This window comes from Methanoregula sp., assembly GCF_023227875.1.
Lineage (GTDB): Archaea > Halobacteriota > Methanomicrobia > Methanomicrobiales > Methanospirillaceae > Methanoregula.
The window spans coordinates 133,146-152,065 of the sequence record NZ_JALOCH010000003.1 but is presented as its reverse complement, the minus strand read 5'-3'; the positions used below and the strand labels follow the sequence as shown (position 1 = coordinate 152,065).

Sequence of the window (18,920 nt, the reverse complement as noted above, 5' to 3'; positions counted from 1 at the left end):
TCACAACTTGCGATCAGGTGCAGGAGATGGGCAGGGTGTCCCGCCCGGCACGAGCCCGTCCGTGGGCACGATGCTGACAGAACTTTTGGGAATATTCTTCTCAAGAGATGCCCGGATCCGGTTAATACTCTCCTGCACGTCGGACATTTTCCTGTTGCCATCGAATTCAAGGAAGATCTCGATATAAACGTTGGCGCCGGAACGGCGCGAGCGGACACCGTGGAGTGCAGTATAGTCGTCGAAGAATTCGGCTAGGTGGCGGACGATCACCATCTGGAGTTCCTCGTCCAGCGTCTTGTCGAGGAGGTCCGGCAGGGAGGACGTGATGACCCGGTACCCGGACGTGAGCAGGAAACCGGCGATGATAAAGGACGCCAGCGGGTCGATGTACAGGGACCAGGCATAGTGCGAGAAGGCCAGGGTCGCGATCAGGGACACAAGAACCGAGAAATCCGAGAATGCCTTGGTGCGGAAGAGGCGCCACTGGGAGTCGATGATCGGCGACGGCTCTTTCTGGAACAGCCGGTAATTCTTCCTCCAGAGCCAGCTGTTCATGCAGACACCGATGATCATCAGCACGATACCCAGATAGGCCCCTTCGTGAACAAGCTCTGCCGGAATGACGATCCGGTAGACCGCGACAAAGAAGACGAGGGCAAGCGAGACAAACATCACGGCGCCGGTGACGATGGACGTGATGGTCTCGAATTTTCCGAGGCCGTAATCATATGACCCGGCCCCTCCTTTTGCCATCTTGCAGAGGGTAAGATAAGCAAAGAACGTGGCAAGAATTTCATTGGCACACTTCAGTGCATCCGCGAACAGGACAATCGATCCGGAGAGCATGGCGGCGATGATGTCCGGGATCCAGAGGACAAAATCCACAATCAGGCTGACAAGGACGGTCCGCTGTTTTGTGGCGAAGGATCCTCCGTCCGACTCATCTGTTGCACATGCATGGGACATGATTTGTATAGATCAATGCTCTCTGTTTCCAGATAAAGACCGGCGTGCATGACCCCGCCGGGCCGTATCACGCACAATGAGACTGGAACAGATTTAAGGGAAAAAACCCACATGTTTTACTGCAATCTCATTCACCACCATCATCCCGTTTCCATCACTCCCAATCCCAAGGATTGCCCATGACTCCCGCTGCTACCGATTATATACGGCACAACCTGCAGAAATTCGAACGATCGATCGATGATACAGCCGAGCATTTCAGCGAGCCGGGGGATCCCGGCCCGGGGTTTGCCAGCGCACCCTATTTTGAGAAGTGCTTGGTCCTGACTCAGCTCGACTCATTTGAGGGAAGTGAATCCGACTATGCGGCACTCGTTAAGGAATACCACCGGATCACGCAGAGACTGGACACCTTCAATAAAGAGAAAGGGAAGGAATTCCGCGACCGGTTGTTCAGCGATCTCCAGACGTTCACCCACCGGTACCACGCAGCAGTCTGCCATGTGTATCTTGGCCAGATCAAACCGGATGATGCCTGCGATATCTCCCGGCGGGATCTTATCGGGGAATTATGCAGGGAACTTAAAGGAGATTACGACATCCCGGGGATTGAGGCGCTCATCACGATGCTGGATGACAATTTATCCGGGGATGGCGGACCTTTGCCGGAGTGTATCAAGGAATTCAAGGGGGCACGTTTCCCTGACAGCAACCTGTCCCATTCCGACAGGGAATACCCGTTTACAGAAAAGAAGACCGGATCTGCTCATTCAGAATAACCCCCCGGACTCCTGTGCGGGATGAAGTACAAAGCGGCTGTAAACTGAATACCACGAGTCGTTCAGCGCACACGGATCAGGATAAGGGTGATGTCGTCCGATTGTGGTGCCGTGCCGCAAAAGTCCCTGATATCCTCGAGGAGGGCGGCCATAATCTCCTGCACGGGGAGGGACGTGTTCCTGCACACGGATGCCACCAGCCGTTCCTCGCCGAAATATTCATCCCGCTCATTAAACGCTTCGGTGACACCATCCGTATAGAGGATAATGAGGTCACCCCGTTCAACTGATATGGATGATACCGGGATACTGACATCGTCCACCACCCCGAGGGCAATCCCATGGTTTTCGAGAATCTCAGCTTTAGGGGGGTCGCCCCGTACCAGCAGCGGGGGATTGTGGCCGGCATTCACGTACGACAGGGTCATCTTCTGCGGGTCGAGGACACCGTAAAACACGGTGATGAACATGCTCGACCTGCCGTCTTCGTAGATGAGCCGGTTCGCCTTCTGGATCACGACCTGGGGATTGTCCTGTTCGGTGCCGCACACGCGGATCAGGGTCCGGCAGAGCGCCATGTACAGTGCAGCACTCACGCCTTTCCCGGACACATCGGCGATCACAAATCCCCAGCGGTCCCCGGTTACGGGAATAAAATCATACAGGTCACCACCGATCTCCATGGCCGGGATGGTGGTCGCTCCAATCTCAAACCCGGGAATCACCGGCACGGATTCCGGGAGGATCGTCACCTGGATCTCCTTTGCGATCTCCATCTCTCTCTGGTAACGCTCCTTCTCGACGTTCGTGCGCTGGAGGTCATCGATATTCTGCCGGAGGTCCGCGGCCATGTGGTTGAACGAGTGTGCCAGGTCCTCGAATTCATCGCCGGTGCTGAGGGTGACCCGGTGCGTGAGATCGCCGTGGCCAAGCGCGAGGGCCGCTTTCTTGAGGGCGTCCACCGGTTGTGTGATGATCCGCGACAGGTAGATGGCCAGGGCGATGACAATGGCAAGGATGATGCAGAAGAGGGCGGAGAACAGGACGGCAATCTGCCCGGTCCGCTGGTCGATGCTCTGCCCGGCCTCCACCGTTGATCTCGCGATCTTCGCCCGGGTCGCGTCTACCGGTGCGGTCACCTCGTCCACGGGCATCGAGACGGCAAAGCTCCAGTTCATGGATCTGACCGGGGCATAGGCGACAAAGGCCTCCCGTTTGCCAAACCACACTCTCTCGACACCGGTCTTTCCGGTGGTCATGTTCTTCCCGAGGGAAATAAGGGCAGGATTGCTGCTTTCAAAGATATTTTCCTGGGAGAACGGCTGGTCCCAGGAGAGATTACCGACCGACAGGCCCGGGCGGCTGACGATATCCCCGTCGCTGGCAAGGAGGACAGCATACCCGTTGCTTGGGATAGACGTATTCAGGAATGCAGAGTTGATCACATCAACTGTCACATCAGACGCGATGACCCATGTGCCGTCAGGAGTTGCAACGGCTTTGGACGAGGTCACGACAAGCCCGTGCTCGGCGGCGTCCGGGTACGGTTCGGTCCAGTACACATCGGGAGTCTTCTTCGCCCCGGTGAACCAGTCCCGTTCGCGGGGATCATAGGTATCATCCGTCAGGTTCCGCCAAGGGTACGTACGCAGGATACCGGAGTCCGTAGCAAGATAAACTGAGGTCAGGTTGGCATCCGCGACAAAGGTGCCCCTGAGGAGGTCATCCATCCCGGCGGACCTCCTGAATTCCTCTGAATCCAGGGGGAGCGAAATCCCAGGTACCAGCCGGTACAGGACTGCGGAGAAGGGATCTGCCGGGGAATCGTCCCCGCCGTAGGAAGAGATTACAGGCTGGAGGGGGGGATTCTTCTGCAGGGTGGCGGCCTGTACCGCGATGATCTCAAGCTCGGTATCCGTGTCCTCGAACAGGACATTCGCGATCTCTGCCTGATCCGATGCGATCTGGACAAGGTGGTCCTCTGCCGATTCCAAGAGGGCGGTCGTCGTCACATCGATCGCCTCCCGCCCCAGGTTGATACTGCTGGACTCGGCCGACCGTGCGACATCCGCGATCGTGAACAGCGCCACGTATCCCGTAATCATGAGGGAGATCAGGGCGAGTGCCAGGAACATGACCAGGATTTTTGTCCTGACATTGAGTTTTAGCAACGGGGATCGCGGGAGGCTCATGGAGGATCACGGGAGAAGATGGCCCGGTACAACAGAATCCGGGCACTATCCGGTATCTTCTCATTCATCCCGGAACATGATAAATTGTCAGGAATGATGTGGCAGGTATCCGCATACGGTTTTGTTACCGCCGATCCGGCTCCACCTGACCGTGGCGCCGGTCATCCGATGACCTCTATGGATGGATAATAACGGACGATCGAACAGGGATTATGCCCGCATTACTCCGGCCGGGTAATCACGCTGATCGTACCGGTGATCCTTATCGGCTTGTCGTTCTCATCCCGTTCAATAATCATCCCGCGGGCAGCCATCCACTTCCAGCTGCCATCATTATGACGGAGACGGAATTCGGATTTAAAATACGGTGTTTTCCCGTTCAGGTGCTGGTGGAATGCAAAATAAACTTTCGGGAGGTCAGCACTGTGGAGGTGCGACTGGCACATATCCATCGTAACAGCATCTGCTACGAATTCATACCCCATGGTCGTGGCAGTCCATTCATGGATATCACGGACGGTCATGGTCCGCATATCAACATCCCAGATGCCGATATCTTCCGACCGTAGGGCAAGCTTCAGCCGCTCCTCGCTCTCGTGAAGTGCCTGCGCCTCCAGCTTGCGCTGGGTCAGGTCGATGATGACGCCCCGGAGACCGACGGGAGTTTTCGTCACGGGGTCCATCACCGGCGCCCCATAGATGTGGGCGGGGAAGGTACTGCCATCTTTTTTCTGGAGCAGGTATTCCTGGCCTTGGGTCGCCCCCTGCATGGCAACATTCTGGATATCCGCGGATGCCCGCCGTCGATCCTCCGGGACGATATAATCAATGATGCAGATACTGTTCTGGAAATCTTCACGAGTGAGGCCGAAAATCTCGAATGCCTTGTCGTTTGCAAACGTGAGGATGTAGTTCAGGTCCATCTCATAGACGCCAACCGGCAGGATATTGGCAAAGCCGAGATTCGCGTCCCGGGACAGGTCGAGATCATGTTTTATCTGGTGGGTCTCGGTGATATCCCGGATCGTCTCGATGGCTCCTTCCACCATCCCGTCCGGATCACAGAGCGGGCCGGCATGGATCGACAGGTAGGCACCACGCCCCCCATTCAGGGCCGGGACAAAAAGGTCCTGTGAGATCTTATTCGTATAGAGCCGGAAGCCAGGACCCGGCGTTTCCAGGGCAGGGGGCTCCTGGAGCACGGTATCGATGATCAGGGGCCGGCGTCCCCCTAAGAAGGGGAGCGCATATTCGTAATCGCCTTTCCCGAGCATATCTTCCTTCCTGACACCGGTCATCGTCTCGATCGCGTGGTTCCAGGCAATCACCCTCCCGCTGGTATCTATGACAAAGGTCGCATCCGGCAGAAAATTGATGATATCGGTCAGCTGCTGGCGGGATTTTTTCAGTTCGTCCCCGGTCTGATTCCTCTCGATGGCCCGGTTGATCTTGTGTTTTAATTCCGCCAGCATCCCCTTGATATCAGGCCCCTTCTGCACATAATAATCGACACCGTTGTTGAGCGCTTCCATCACCACTTCTTCCCGCCCTTTTCCGGTGAAGATGATAAAGGGGAGATTCCCGTGGCGCATACGGACTTCCTTGAGGAGTTCGATCCCGTCCATCACGGGCATCTGGTAATCGGAGAGGATCAGGTCGTAATCGGCTGAGGCAATCCGGTCCAATGCTTCGTGGCCGGATGTGACGATATCGACCGAGTATTCACCGGTTTTCTCGAGAAATATCTTGTTGACGCCAAGCATGGCCTCGTCATCGTCAACATACAGAAGTGAATACATGAAAAAGTGCCCGCCGTTCTGTTACAATACCGGATTGTTCTTAAGGATAATCCCGTGCCAATCCCAATATATTACAAAAAGTGTACTATATATTAACTGTGATTTGCGTGTATTAAATAATCAGAACGCGTTTGAAAACGCGCCCGGATATTCCGTAAACACTATGTATCGCATATTTCCAGAAAAGGATACTATAAATAACGGAAGGGATTTTTTGCCAGACCCGGAACAATCCGGCACGGTCCTTTTTGCTGAAAAAGACCTGCATGGCATTGCCATCAGAAGTGACACAAAAAAAGGAACCGTTAGCGAATGTCGGCTGAATGAAAATCGTTACCTTTATCGGGTTACTGATCTTTGAAAAAGTCAATGAGTATTTCACAGGTTTTTTTCCGATTCAGCCTCCTTGCGGTGGCAATAGTGTTAATGGTACCGTGCGCATCGGCATGGGTATTCGGGGGCTGGTCGGACTCTACGCACCAGGCGCCGGTCCAGCCCGGCACTGATGTCGTAGTAAGTTACCGTTTCAGTTTCAGCTCCTTTGAGACCGGTTCGACATTCGATAAGGACAACACGCTGGTCATGTATACGGATCTTAAAGACCCGCACTGGGTGGTGACGATGATTGAGACACTTGACGACGAAACCACCCAGGCAACCGAGCTGGAGTCCCGGAATGCTGCACAGGTCCGGCTGGATGGCTGGGACCTCAGTTTTTCCCGGAAACAGTTCGATGTCACGGTTAACCTGAACGGGAAGGTCCCGGCCCTGAACCAGTCGCAGGAGATCATCCTCGCACGTATTCAGGAACTGGACCCCAGTGCAACACTCGTCAAAGGAACACTGATTAAGAAAACAGCACAGGTCGTGGTCCCGACCCCGGAACCGACCCCGGAACCCGCGGTGGAGGTGGAAGATACGATTCTGGTGATCACACCGGAACCGGTGACAACCGAGATACCATCCGTCCCGACGGGAAAGACGACATATTCTCCAGGCCCCGACCCCCTGCAGGTCTGCGGGATGCTCGCGGGATTATGCCTGATCACTGGAATGTCACGGCGCAGGGACTAATCCCTTCTTTTGGCAATCATACCGGAATGAAAATTTCTTCGGATGCCGAAAAAGGAGTCAGATGAACCTCGACATCCAATCAGCGTTCTCATTGCCGGAACCGGCATGCTGCAAGCGATTACCAGATCATCGATGCGGATCCGTTTGCGATATGCGAAAAATCACGCTGAAATTCACAATAAACGGAAAATTTGACTCAATTTCTAATAAAACTATGAAAAATGCGTTAGATTAACAAAAGATACAATTAAATATTTAATGAGAGGAATAAGAGTATACAAAAACAGGGAGCGTGAGATTACCTGGAGCATGGACGGTTGTGCATTGAACAATGATGCGGCTCGTTGTCGGAAACCCGATGACAGAGAATTCCCGCCGGCAGATCCCGGTATGATGGAAATGACTGTGGGAATCTTACAGAATACAGAACTACCAACTTGAACGGTATGAAAAGGAATCCCTTCGTTACATTCGGACTCGTTCTGCAAGCGTCATCAGCATTTCAATGCCGGTGGAACCGGCAGTGAAATATGCTCAGGAACGGGAGACTTCCACCAGAGGAAGAAAACATATTCCCAAAAAACCTCAACCGGACCAGGTGCCAACTGACCGCTTAAGGGAAAGCATGGCCGGCCTGGCATCGCTCTTCTTTTCCCGATTTGCCAGAGGGAATACGCCACGGGCTGATAGCACTTTTTTCATGAAACCGTATCGATAGACGACAGGCCTGTCCGAATACAGGACCATTGCATCGCGTATCAGCGGACCTGTGACACCCGAATGCTAAACCGTTTCACCACCGGTACTTCCGCTGCCTCTTCTCCTTCTCGTCAAAGGGCACGATGAAGTAACTGTGGATGCAGCGACGGTCATCCAGCTCGATCTCAAGATAGAGTTCCATGGCAGCGTGCTCAAATGCCATCGCCACCTGGTCAGCCCCGAGTTCGATAAATCCCAGCGAGAGAAGGTCCTTCTCCAGCATGCGGAGGGGAAGATTTCGTTCACGCGTGACGAGTCGTTCGACCAGGCGCTTCATCCGAAGCTGCCAGCCTTTATTAACCATGTCCTTGCTTCATCCTCCCGTGATGTGCGAGTATAGTGGGGGTTTGGGTGCCGTGTGAGATTAACATATGGAACAGGGCAGGCCAGAAATTAAAAAAAAGTGCCGGTGGAATCGCGGCCTTACTTTTTCGAATACTTCTTGCCGGCGGAGAACGCGTTCTCTACCTGCTTACCCACATCGAAATACCCGGCCTGGGCGTACACGATCGGGCGGATCTTCGCAATATCCGGTTTCCCGTCCGTCACGCACGCCTTATCCGCATGGATCTCCGCGATCTCGCCGATGTACAGCAGGTGGCTCCCGCATTCCACGGATTTGAAGAGCCTGCACTCGATATTGACCGGGCATTCCTCTGCCATCGGCGCAGTCTTCAGTTTCCCGTAGAACGAGGCAAAGACCTTCGACTTGTCCCCCTGTGCACCGGAGACGAGCCCGCAGTAGTCGGTTTCGACAACCTGCCCGGTTGACGCGACATTCAGGCTGAACGTCTTGTTCTCCTCGATTCCCGCTACCGTGTAACGCGATTTGTTGAGCGCCACGCAGACCATGGGCGGCGCCATGCAGGCAACTGTTGCCCATGCGGCAGTCATGTAGTTTGCTTTCCCCTTAACGTTTGCGCCCACGAGCAGGGTGGGCATGACACTCATGTACGGCATCGGGCCGAGCGTGATCTTGTCCATGATGGTTTTCTCCGGGATGAGGTTAGTGGGGGTGGCGGATAAGAGTTTCTTTGCCGGTCAGAAACGAGCTGGAAAAAAACAGGGTTTTTTTTTCCAAAATCCTCAACATTTTATACTGCATGATGCAAGCATGATGGAAGCCCCTGACAAGTCCAGGGACGGATAAATGGCTGACAGCAGCCGGTACCCGGGCATCTCCATTTCAGGGGGATACCAAAAGGGTCCGGATAACGGCAGAAACCATTTATCAGACCAAATAAAAATACCATGATACGGGATCTCCGCGGGGTTCTGGGAATGAACCGTGGATCAAATACCGCGGAGAAGGGGCAGGGCTATTACTGTCCGGATATGCATAGCACCGGTCCCGTACATGCGGCACTCAGGGCCCGGGGAACCGGGCTGTATGGAATAACGATATGGACGTGATACCATGAACGAAGATATTGTCAAGCTGACCAGTGTTGCAAAGACTCATGTCGGCACGCTCGACGCGATCCGGAACGAGATGAAGACCGTTATTGTCGGGCAGAACGACGTAATTGACCGGCTGCTGATGGCGCTGTGCGCTGACGGCCATGTGCTCCTGGAAGGCGTGCCGGGCATAGCGAAGACCCTGATGATCCGCACGCTCTCCCAGTGCGTTGACTGCAGTTTTACCCGGCTCCAGTTCACTCCGGACCTCCTCCCGGCCGATATCATGGGGACCAAGATCTACAACCAGAAGGACTCCAGTTTCGCGACCGTGAAAGGCCCGGTGTTTGCTCATTTCATCCTTGCAGATGAGATTAACCGGGCCCCCCCCAAGGTCCAGTCCGCACTCCTGGAGGCAATGCAGGAGAAACAGGTCACGATCCAGGGTGACACGCACCCTCTTTCCCGCCCGTTCTTCGTGCTCGCCACACAGAACCCGATCGAGTCTGAAGGCACCTATCCCCTTCCCGAAGCACAGGTCGACCGGTTCATGTTCAAGGTCCTCATGACTTACCCGGAGAAAGCGGACGAAGTGACGATTCTCGACCGGTTTACCGAAGGGATCACCATCACGCCGAGGAAGGTGATCTCGGCAGACGGGATCCTCGCGGTTCAGGATTTCACGAGGAAGGTATATGCCGATCCATCCATCAAGCGGTACGTGAGTGAGATCGTTGATGCGACCCGGAAGCCCGCCGTGTATGGGCTTGACGAGGCCCGGTATATCGCGCTCGGGTCATCCCCGCGGGCGTCCATCTTCCTGATCCTCGGGGGCAAGGCCCACGCCCTGCTCGCCGGCCGGGGATACGTGATCCCCGAGGACATCAAGGCAGTTACCCACGATGTCCTGCGGCACCGGATCATCCTCAATTACGAGGGGGAGGCAGACGGGATGACAACGGACGCGATCATCGACCGCATTCTTTCAACGGTGAAGGTCCCATGAAGGACGGCACGGTTCCCGTAACAGGAGGAAGTAACACCGGTCACTGGTACAGCCTCACCATTAACGGGGTGAACGGTATATGGAAGGCAGAAACGAACTGATCCGGCAGATCAAGAAGATCGAGCTCAGGACCGGTATCCTCGTAGAAGGGCTCCAGTCCGGGCTCCACCATTCGGTGTTCAAAGGCCAGGGGATCGAGTTTGCCGACATCCGCGAGTACGTGCCCGGCGATGATATCCGGTCGATCGACTGGAAGGTGACTGCCCGGTACAACCACCCGTTCATCAAGGAGTATACCGAGGAACGCGACCAGACATTCTACTTTATCGCCGACATCTCCGGCTCGGGAACGTTCGGGTCGAGGACGACAAAGCAACAGAAGATCCTCGAACTTATCGCAAGCCTGGGGTTTGCCGCGCTGAAGAATAACGACCGGGTAGGCCTCTGCCTCTTCTCGGACCGGGTCGAGAAATTCATACCGGCCAAACGGGGGAAAAAACACCTGGTAGGTATCCTCAATACCCTGATCGACCACAAACCGGTCTCGGACAGGACTGACATCGGGACAGCGGTAAAGTTCCTCGTAACGGCACTCTCCCGCAAAAGTTCGGTAATCATCCTCTCGGACTTCATATCGCCGGACTTCATGCTCCCGCTCCGGATCCTCTGCCGGCGCCACGAAGTGATCGCGCTCCGCATATCCGATGAACGCGAACGCGAGCTCCCGGATGTCGGGTATATCGAGCTCGAGGACCCCGAGACCGGCGAACAACTCCTCGTGGACACCTCTGATCAGGCATTCCGGGAGCGCTACCGGACCCTGGTGGAGGACGCCGAAAAGACACTGCACCACGAGTTCATGAAGAACCGCATCCACGAACTGGCGCTCACAACAGACGAACCCTACGAGATCCCCGTAAAGACGTTCTTTGCAGGACTGGCAGGAAGGAGGCGATACCATGACGGGATTCTATGATCCGGCCTGGCTGTCCGGCCTCATCCTCATCCCCGCGCTGGCCGGAGTATATGTCTGGATCACCAGGCAGAAAAAGCAGGAGGCGATCCGGTTCTCCCGGCTCGCGTTCGTGAAATCGGCACTCGGGGATGCGAAAAAAACCCGGCGTTCCCATATGCTCTTTGGCATTGCACTTTTCGCAATCGCCCTCCTGCTCATCGGGCTTGCAGACCCGCACATCCCGCTCGAACAGACCAAGGAGGGGGTCAACGTTGTCCTCGTCATCGATGACTCCGGCAGCATGCAGGCAACCGATTACCAGCCTACACGGATCGAGGCGGCGAAGAGCGCAGCCGGTATCCTCATTAAAAGCCTCGATACCAAGGACAATGCCGGCATCGTCATCTTCGAATCCGGTGCCACCACCGCAGCCTACCTGAGCCCGGACAAGGACCGGGTCCGCGAGAAACTGATGGCAATCTCCCCCCGGTCCGGGCAGACTGCCATCGGAGACGGGCTGGCGCTCGCTATCGATATGGCAAAATCAATCCCAAACCGGAAGAACGTTGTGATCCTGCTCTCTGACGGGGTAAACAATGCCGGTGTGATCTCGCCGGAAGAAGCCGTCGGGTTTGCAAACTCGGCCGGCATCCAGGTGTACACGATCGGCATGGGTTCTGACCAGCCGGCGGTCCTCGGGTATGACTGGCTGGGCAACCCGCAGTATGCCCAGCTCGACGAGACAACGCTCCAGTCGATAGCCACAAATACCGGCGGGAAGTATTTCAAGTCCGTTGACGGGCAGACCCTGAACGAGATCTACGGGAACCTGAACCAGCAGATCAACCGCGAGAAAGAAGAGACGAGCATCAAGGACGTGTTCATTGCCGGGGCTCTTATCCTGCTCCTCCTTGAACTCTACCTCAGGTACGGCAGGGGGCGGATCATCCAATGAGACGGATACTGCTTGCCCTCATCCTCCTTGCCGGCCTCGTCATCTTCCCGGCCTGGGCAGCCGGGATCACGATATCTGCCGACAGCAGCGAGTATTATTTTTCCCTTGGCGAACAGGCGGATATCCCCCTCGGGGTCACCAGCAGTTACGATCATGACATCACCGGCACGATCCAGTTCACGACAACGGAGCAGCTGCAGAATGCCGGTACGGTGATGATGAGTACCAAGAACCGGGTCTACACCCATACGGTTGTCCCGGGCGAATCGCAGATCGGCATCAGCGCCGGCACATCGGATGCCGAAAAGAGCGTGCGGGTGCAGGTCACCTACGATTACACGGACACCTCCCCGGTCCAGGTTACTCTCCCGGAGATCGTCATCCACTTCGTTGCACAACCCCCGCAGTCCGGCAGTCCGCAGTCTCCCGTAGCGAGCACGAGCGCACCCGGTACAGGCAATGTCCCATCATCGAGTTCCGTCCAGATCGTACAGCAGTCGGTCTCTGTTCAGCAGCAGGCGGGCAGGGACGGGACCGTGCAGCAGTTGCTCCAGGACAACCAGCAGGCGCAGGACGCAAATGCACTGAAAGAACAGCTGCAGAAAGAGGCAGAGCGGACAGCACAGGCAAAGGAGGAGTTTTTGGCTGCCCTTGACCGTGACCCCCTGCTGGCATCGGTCAACGAGACCCTTGCTGCCGACGGGTTCTTCCGGGCATCCCAGGCCACGAACCCGGAGTCCGGCACGACAGGCACATTCTCGTTGGAGTACCGGAATGTAGCCGGCGAGACGGCGACCATTGCCGGGACCATGGAGAAGGGGATCGTGCCTTCTGTGACTGAGACCTCTGCCGCACCGGTCAACGTCACGGCACCGTTGGCGTCAAACACGAGTTACCAGTCCGTAGTACAGCAGCTTGGGGAACACGGGTTCTCCCGCAACGGGACCGCGATGAACATCTCAGCTGCCGGGTCAACCGTCAACATCACTTACCTGGACCCGCAGGAAAGATGGGCATTCATCAATGCCACTACTGACGGGAAGAACGTAACCCGGCTGACGGTTGCAACCGAGCCGGCAGCACCGTTCGATTTCCTCCCCATCACTGCCGCCATCATCACCATGGCGGTACTCCTTGTCATTGCATGGGCCCTGTACCGGAGATATCGTCGGGCGGGCGCACCGGCAGTGATACCGGCAAGGTTTACGAACCTGCCGGACCCGTTCGATCACCGGAAGGCAGCCCGCGAACTCCTTGACCGGGCCGGAATCGCATATGCAAACCATCAGTATGCCGATGCATATGGCATGGCCGGGCAGGCCCTCCGGCTCTTCCTGTCCTGTGAGAACGGGGCACGGTACGAGATGACCAACACGGAACTTATCGCGTTCCTCCGGTCCCTGAACAGGGATTCTCAGAAGATCCATGAAATACTTGACCGCTGCACCGATGTTGAGTTTGCAAAGGGCACGGCCGGAGAGGGAGAGTTCCCCTCAATGGTCGCGTATATCCGGAATCACGTTGACGAAACGAAATAACCGGCATTATCTCTTTTTTATTGTGGACCAACAACCCGGGAATAACATGAACCGTGTCCCGGATATCGTAACCTGATCAAATCCCACGGTTGATATAACCAGAAGGAGCATCAGGAAATTTTTACAGAATCCTTTCAGAAAAATGAAGAATTTCCGGAAATTTTAAAAAAATAATCTTACCCGGATCAGTATACATCATACCAGTTGTCGCCACTCATTGCACCCGGGACCGTGCCCGTAAGGGTCACTGTTGCAGCATTGGAAGGCTTCACTTCTACCATAAACTTGGTGTTAAGGCCCATATCCGTTGAACTGAACGCGGTTGTGGTGATCGTTACCAGGACCATCTCCCGGGGGTTGAGCACACCGGTATGGATTCCATGGTTGCTTCCTGTCCCCGAGGCTTCTTTAACCCAGGTATACTCCGCTTCGCTACTTGAGTACGTCTGGGTCTTCTGGGGAGTGGTCACCGTATACGCAACGGTTCCCATATCCGTCCCGGTACCTGCAGCAGCGAGCTGGAGGAAGAAGGAGAGCTTCTGGACACCGTTGCCGGTACTATCTGCCTGCATACTGATCTGCCCTGCCGGCTGGATTCCGGAGGTTGCCTGGCCGATTGCAGTGTGAACGGTTGCCTGGGATTTCTCGGTTGTTGCAAACCCGGCACCGAGCATCACGTAAGCGAACACTGCAGCAACGACAATGAATGCGACAAGCACAATCGCGGCTTCGAGTCCGGTGAATGCGTTTTCATCTGATCGGGATACTGTCATACGTACACCTGAGTGAATGACTGTGAGTAATGGCTCATCGACGTCTTATTGTGGATTTGGATCTTATTTTATTTAAACATTTTTCCGGTTTTTTTTAAAAAAATACACAATTTACTATGAAATTTAAAATTTCTGCCCACAGATCCTTTTTTTAATAACTTAGGGAAATGCTGTGCATCACTTATAAGTCCGATGGGGGAAATGGCAGACACAGATCCAGCAATCTTTTTTCCTGTACCACACCAGGGCCAGGGCATCGATGAACCCGATTATGGTGAATGTGATTCGGAAAATAAATCCGACAGCGTACGCTGTGTAATTACACTTAATGACACTATCGGGTTGCCATCAAAAATAGACCGGCGCGGTTAAATTCGCGGCTCGCAGGATGCATGATTTAATTACTTTGAATAATTTTTATGCTGCCGGATAAGTCAGGCAACATGGCGTGCTGCACAAAAAATGCAATTATTTACCATTTCCCGTGGTCCCGGGATCTCACGGCTCCCGTTGCACACAGGCCGTTGCCATGTCCGGGAGCGAGCCGGACTCGACATAAACACGGTTGGTCTCCGGGCATGCGCTGTGCAGATCGGTCCCGATGCGATGGATTGCCTCGTGCACCTGCTCGGCCGGGATACTTTTGAAAAACATACCCCCATGTTCACGAGCAGGTCGTGCAGGCCCATGTACATGGTGAAGATCTCACCGGCGCGTTTGATCTACGGGTCCGACTCCACGCGCCGCCGGATGTCCGCAAGCTGGACGGGGTTCACGCCCTCACCCGGCAGCAGGCCCATGGCCCACGACGCAAGGATCCCGGCAACGCTTATCAGCAGCAGGCCGATGGCGACCGGGGCTAGTCCATCAAGGAAGGGGATGTTGAAGAGGTGGCCGAGGAAGATCCCGAGGAACGCGAAGATGAGACCGGGCAGGGTGGCGTGGCTTTTTTATTTCTCCTTCATTTTTCCCCGTTGGTTGAGGAGCCGGTCCACCCTCCCGACAAACCGCTCGCAGTGGATCTTTGTGGAGGGCAGGAGCCAGGGCATGAACCGTGCGGTGATGGCCGCCGCCGTGAGCATCTTTGACCCGAGATGGTTCTCCCGACCAATGACCGTTGCCCGGCCGTGTTTCAGTTCGTCAAGAAAATCCGCGGGGTCTGCGGACCGCGTGCAGGTGACCGCACTGCCGAGATCGAAGATGACGTGCCCGTCCGTTCCCCCGGTAACGGGAAGCCCGAGCCGGGTTGCAAGGGAGATTGCCTTTTTGTTCTCCCGGCGGGCCATATTGGCGCAGATCCCTTCGATCAGGTCGCATTGCCGGTAAAGCGACTCGTCAAGGTAACCCTTCTCAATACATTTCCCGAGCCCCGAGTTGAAGAGGAGGTACCCGTAGGGATGGGCAGCGCCACGCAGGCAGGCATACCCCTCCGCTGCATCAAGCACTTCCTGGCTCGTCAACGTCGTAAGCATCCACGGGCTCTCCCGCCGTCGGTCCCGGATATGCCGCACGAAAAAATCCTCCAGGTCCCCGGGAGATGAGAAATACACGAGGATGTGCGGACCATCTGACGTGCTGATCTCGATGCCCGGGATCACGAGAAGTCCATCCCGCTCCCTGCACGCGGCAAGCGCCCCGGATACCTCGTTGTGGTCGGTCACGGCGCAGCCGGCACCGTGCTTCCGGATCCACCGGAGCAGGGTTCTGATACTCACCGTCCCGTCGGAATGGACTGTGTGGAAATGCATGTCTGCCGGGTGATAGCCATCGGCAAGGATCCGCTCCGGGTACGGCCGGGCAAACCGGACATCGGGAGGATGCGGGGATGGCAGGGTCATGCCCCCTGTCGCGGCTGTTCACGCGGGCGACCGGGCATCAGAGCACCGGGGAGAAGAGCCGGGCGATCGGCCCCCAGATCTTTTCAAGGAGCGGCCGTTTCTCATACGATTCGGGCGTGATCCCGGTGCAGTGCGTCAGGTCGTCTTCGAAGATCTCCTTAAGTTTCTTCGCATACCCCGGGTTGTAGATCAGGGCGTTGGTCTCGAAGTTCAGCTTGAAGGAACGGATATCCCAGTTCGCACTCCCGACCGAGGCGACAACGCCATCGATGACGAGCGTCTTTGCGTGGATGAAACCGTCATCGTACGTGTATGCCTTCACGCCCGCATCGAGCAGGTCGCGGATCCATGCATGGTTCACGGTATAGACAATCGGGTGGTCGGGCTTGCACGGGATCATGATCTTCACATCAATGCCCGACTGTGCGGCCATCCGCAGGGCATCGATCAGGCTTGCATCCGGCACAAAATACGGGGTCTGGATGTACACCGATTCCGAAGCGGTGTTGATCAGCTGCAGGTAGGCGAGCTTGATCTGGTTGTGCTGGTTGTCCGGGCCGCTTGAGACGATCTGGACAGCAGCAGAGCCTGTACCGTTTGTTTTTGGGAGATAGCGTGAGGATAACTCATAATGATCTTCTGATGCAAAGTTCCAGTCCATGAAGAACCGCAGCTCCAGCAGGTGGGCTGCGTCCCCGTCGATCTTTACGTGTGTATCCCGCCAGAACCCGAGCTCGCGTTTCCCGACGTACTCGTCCCCCACGTTGAACCCCCCGCAGAACGCGGTCTTCCCGTCGATCACCACGATCTTCCGGTGGTTCCGGTTATTGAACCGGAAATTGATGAACCCCAGCAGTCCCGGGAAGAAGACCGCCTTTTTCCCTCCCGCATCGAGGAACGGCTTCCAAAATGACGGGGGGACCACCGAGAAGGGCAGGCCGTCAACAAGGACCCGGACCTCCACGCCTTCCTTTGCCTTTCTGGTGAGGAGCGCTGCCATCTCCGTGCCGAGACCGTCGGCCGAGATGTAATAGTACTCGACATGGACGAAGTCCTTTGCCTGTTCGATGGCGGAGAAGAGGGCACGGAACTTGTCGTGCCCGTTGGTATAGATCTCGATCGTATTGTTGTCCGAGACCAGCGCACGGTTGCTGACGAGCAGCATGCGGATGACCCGCAGGAACCTGTTCTCGCGCTCGTCCCCGCTTACCTTCTCGAGCCGGGCAACCTCGGTGAGCTGGCCGGCGACCAGTTCCTGGCCCTTCCGGTCATCCTCTTCCTTCACCTTGAAGAGCCGTGCCCGGTAAAAGTTCTGCCCGAACGCGATATAGACGAGGAATCCCAGTACCGGGATGAAGACGAGAAGGGTGAGCCAGGCAAGCGCGATCTCCGGGGTCTTCCGCTCAAAGAAGACGATGCTGATCCCAAAACAGATGTTCAGGATCGCGATCGCGAGAAAGATCAGGTCCATAGTAAACACTACCGGCTTTGTCCGACCATGCCTTCAAAGTTCCCTTTGTATCAAAAAATAATCTTTTTCTGGTGGATCACTGAATCATTAGTGTGGACGCACACCTATGCCGGACCTGAAAATACTCCCGGAGAAAGCAATCATCCTGCTGAATGAGAGAATCGAGGCGATCAACGCGATCAAACAGAACGAGTACGGCCTTTTGGAGTATTACGACTTTATCGGCTGGTGCTCGAAGACCTGGTCGGCGGTTGATGAAATATACGGGGCGGATGATTTCCATCCCGAAGAGGTCCGGAGTATCGGGCTCTCGAACTGTTCCTGCGATTCAACGATCGCGGCACAGATCCTGGTCGACGTGTACCACGCCCGCCTCCAGGATTACATCAATGAAATTCAGGATTCGATGAAGAGTGTCCCGTAATACAAATCTGAATTATTAAAAGGATCAAAAAGAATGTAATCAGTTTTTCTCTTATTTGTTCAGGGATTATTTGAAAAAACGGGATCTCACGCAATATTTTTTCGCGGGCCCGCAATACCGAACAGCACCCGTACAACCGGGATCCTCCTGATGATCTCGTAGCAGGTGAACGTCAGCAGGACGCTGATAACTACAATGGCTGCGAACTGAACTACCGGCGGGACTGATATCATAAGGACATACCAGGCAGTTGCCACGAGGAACGGCTGGCGAAGGATATACACCAGGTACGACGCCGCACCCAGATATGCTGCGAGGTTGTTCGTCACATTCATCAGGTGCCCGCCCGCCCCCAAGAATGCGAGAACGCCGATCCTCCCGGTCAGCGGGGATGAGATCACATCAACGAGCGTGAGGCTCCCTGACATGAGCCACGGCATGGTCGAGACGATGAGCCAGAGTGCGGCCGTGGAGGTATACCCGGAGGTCACGTAATAGCCGAACCACCCTGCATACGACCGACGCATGGACCGGGAAGAGCAGCAGGATGCTCATTCACCGCAGGTTGTCGATGTAGTACAGCCGGACCGTAACGCTTTTTTGTATGCTCTCTGCGAAGGTAAAATTTTATGATCGCGTTTCCTGTCGCAATTGTTTTTTGCCAGAATGACAACACAGATAGGATACCGTCATGACCTACCTGAACTGGGGGTGCGATCCCCTTGCAGCAGAATGCGAGTCCTGCCTCGATGCACTCTGTAACGTGTGCCTGGACGGATCCAGGAAACGACCCGGAGTCCTCGAACATTGTGATGGCCCGGGAGGTGATTACCCGGAGTCCCCTGAACTGGATTGTGACAACTGCGATCTGGAGAAGAAGCCTGACTGTGTTCACTGTGAAATAATTTTCCAGGTCTGCCAGGGCTGCGGGGAGAACCAGACCTGTGAGTTCAGGATTTCCGGGTAAGCCAGGCGCTTTTTTAAAATTCCTTC

18 protein-coding genes are annotated in these 18,920 nt (G+C 55.5%); 8 read left to right on the top strand and 10 right to left on the bottom strand.

From position 1 onward, the window contains the following. Complete coding sequence (locus M0R30_RS04535; protein ID WP_292543894.1) at positions 1-966, bottom strand: cation diffusion facilitator family transporter; 966 nt, start codon at positions 964-966, stop codon at positions 1-3. Positions 967-1,145: 179 nt separating this feature from the next. Between M0R30_RS04535 and M0R30_RS04530 the strand changes: the two genes are divergently transcribed. Beyond that, positions 1,146-1,745, top strand: a complete 600-nt coding sequence (locus tag M0R30_RS04530) for a hypothetical protein (RefSeq protein ID WP_292543891.1) — start codon at positions 1,146-1,148, stop codon at positions 1,743-1,745. A 62-nt stretch (positions 1,746-1,807) separates the two neighbouring features. Here the strand turns inward: M0R30_RS04530 and M0R30_RS04525 are convergent, their stop codons facing one another. Continuing rightward, entirely contained in the window at positions 1,808-3,937 is a 2,130-nt protein-coding gene (locus M0R30_RS04525; protein WP_292543888.1) for a SpoIIE family protein phosphatase, read from the bottom strand. A gap of 221 nt (positions 3,938-4,158) precedes the next feature. Further along, the gene (locus M0R30_RS04520) at positions 4,159-5,736 is read right to left on the bottom strand and encodes a PAS domain S-box protein (protein ID WP_292543886.1); all 1,578 of its coding nucleotides are present in this window, start codon (positions 5,734-5,736) and stop codon (positions 4,159-4,161) included. 369 nt (positions 5,737-6,105) lie between these two features. Between M0R30_RS04520 and M0R30_RS04515 the strand changes: the two genes are divergently transcribed. Beyond that, a complete protein-coding gene (locus M0R30_RS04515; protein WP_292543884.1) occupies positions 6,106-6,810 on the top strand; it encodes a hypothetical protein in 705 nt (234 codons plus the stop codon). Between the two features lie 793 nt (positions 6,811-7,603). Here the strand turns inward: M0R30_RS04515 and M0R30_RS04510 are convergent. Together M0R30_RS04510 and M0R30_RS04505 are read right to left on the bottom strand one after the other, a co-directional pair. Then, positions 7,604-7,873, bottom strand: a complete 270-nt coding sequence (locus tag M0R30_RS04510; RefSeq protein WP_292543882.1) for a hypothetical protein — start codon at positions 7,871-7,873, stop codon at positions 7,604-7,606. A gap of 119 nt (positions 7,874-7,992) precedes the next feature. After that, positions 7,993-8,553, bottom strand: a complete 561-nt coding sequence (locus M0R30_RS04505) for a flavin reductase family protein (RefSeq protein ID WP_292543879.1) — start codon at positions 8,551-8,553, stop codon at positions 7,993-7,995. Positions 8,554-8,986: 433 nt separating this feature from the next. Here M0R30_RS04505 and M0R30_RS04500 point away from each other — a divergent pair, with 433 nt between their 5' ends. The 4 genes from M0R30_RS04500 (at position 8,987) to M0R30_RS04485 (ending at position 13,421) form a co-directional block, all read left to right on the top strand. Then, positions 8,987-9,973, top strand: a complete 987-nt coding sequence (locus M0R30_RS04500; RefSeq protein WP_292543877.1) for a MoxR family ATPase — start codon at positions 8,987-8,989, stop codon at positions 9,971-9,973. Between the two features lie 79 nt (positions 9,974-10,052). Continuing rightward, positions 10,053-10,949 (top strand): DUF58 domain-containing protein, encoded by an 897-nt coding sequence (locus M0R30_RS04495; protein ID WP_292543874.1) that lies wholly within the window; start codon positions 10,053-10,055, stop codon positions 10,947-10,949. After that, positions 10,933-11,883 (top strand): VWA domain-containing protein, encoded by a 951-nt coding sequence (locus M0R30_RS04490; protein ID WP_292543873.1) that lies wholly within the window; start codon positions 10,933-10,935, stop codon positions 11,881-11,883. Before M0R30_RS04495 ends, M0R30_RS04490 begins: the two co-directional genes overlap by 17 nt. Then, a complete protein-coding gene (locus tag M0R30_RS04485; RefSeq protein WP_292543870.1) occupies positions 11,880-13,421 on the top strand; it encodes a hypothetical protein in 1,542 nt (513 codons plus the stop codon). Before M0R30_RS04490 ends, M0R30_RS04485 begins: the two co-directional genes overlap by 4 nt. A 185-nt stretch (positions 13,422-13,606) precedes the next feature. On the opposite strand, the gene M0R30_RS04480 is transcribed toward M0R30_RS04485, so the two are convergent. From M0R30_RS04480 to cls, 4 genes are all read right to left on the bottom strand, one after another. Next, complete coding sequence (locus M0R30_RS04480; protein WP_292543868.1) at positions 13,607-14,194, bottom strand: archaellin/type IV pilin N-terminal domain-containing protein; 588 nt, start codon at positions 14,192-14,194, stop codon at positions 13,607-13,609. Between the two features lie 498 nt (positions 14,195-14,692). Continuing rightward, a complete protein-coding gene (locus M0R30_RS04475; RefSeq protein WP_292543866.1) occupies positions 14,693-14,848 on the bottom strand; it encodes a hypothetical protein in 156 nt (51 codons plus the stop codon). A 296-nt stretch (positions 14,849-15,144) separates the two neighbouring features. Beyond that, positions 15,145-16,032 (bottom strand): PHP-associated domain-containing protein, encoded by an 888-nt coding sequence (locus tag M0R30_RS04470; protein WP_292543864.1) that lies wholly within the window; start codon positions 16,030-16,032, stop codon positions 15,145-15,147. A gap of 37 nt (positions 16,033-16,069) precedes the next feature. Beyond that, positions 16,070-17,503: a cardiolipin synthase gene (cls, locus tag M0R30_RS04465; protein WP_292543863.1), complete on the bottom strand. Its 1,434-nt coding sequence runs from the start codon at positions 17,501-17,503 to the stop codon at positions 16,070-16,072. 106 nt (positions 17,504-17,609) lie between these two features. Here cls and M0R30_RS04460 point away from each other — a divergent pair, with 106 nt between their 5' ends. Beyond that, complete coding sequence (locus tag M0R30_RS04460) at positions 17,610-17,927, top strand: hypothetical protein (protein WP_292543860.1); 318 nt, start codon at positions 17,610-17,612, stop codon at positions 17,925-17,927. 86 nt (positions 17,928-18,013) lie between these two features. Here M0R30_RS04460 and M0R30_RS04455 read toward each other — a convergent pair whose 3' ends face one another. Beyond that, on the bottom strand, positions 18,014-18,454 hold the full coding sequence (locus M0R30_RS04455; protein WP_292543857.1) for a hypothetical protein: 441 nt from the start codon (positions 18,452-18,454) through the stop codon (positions 18,014-18,016). 164 nt (positions 18,455-18,618) lie between these two features. On the opposite strand from M0R30_RS04455, the gene M0R30_RS04450 reads away from it, so the two are divergent. Further along, the gene (locus M0R30_RS04450; RefSeq protein ID WP_292543855.1) at positions 18,619-18,894 is read left to right on the top strand and encodes a hypothetical protein; all 276 of its coding nucleotides are present in this window, start codon (positions 18,619-18,621) and stop codon (positions 18,892-18,894) included. Positions 18,895-18,920 lie beyond the last annotated feature (26 nt).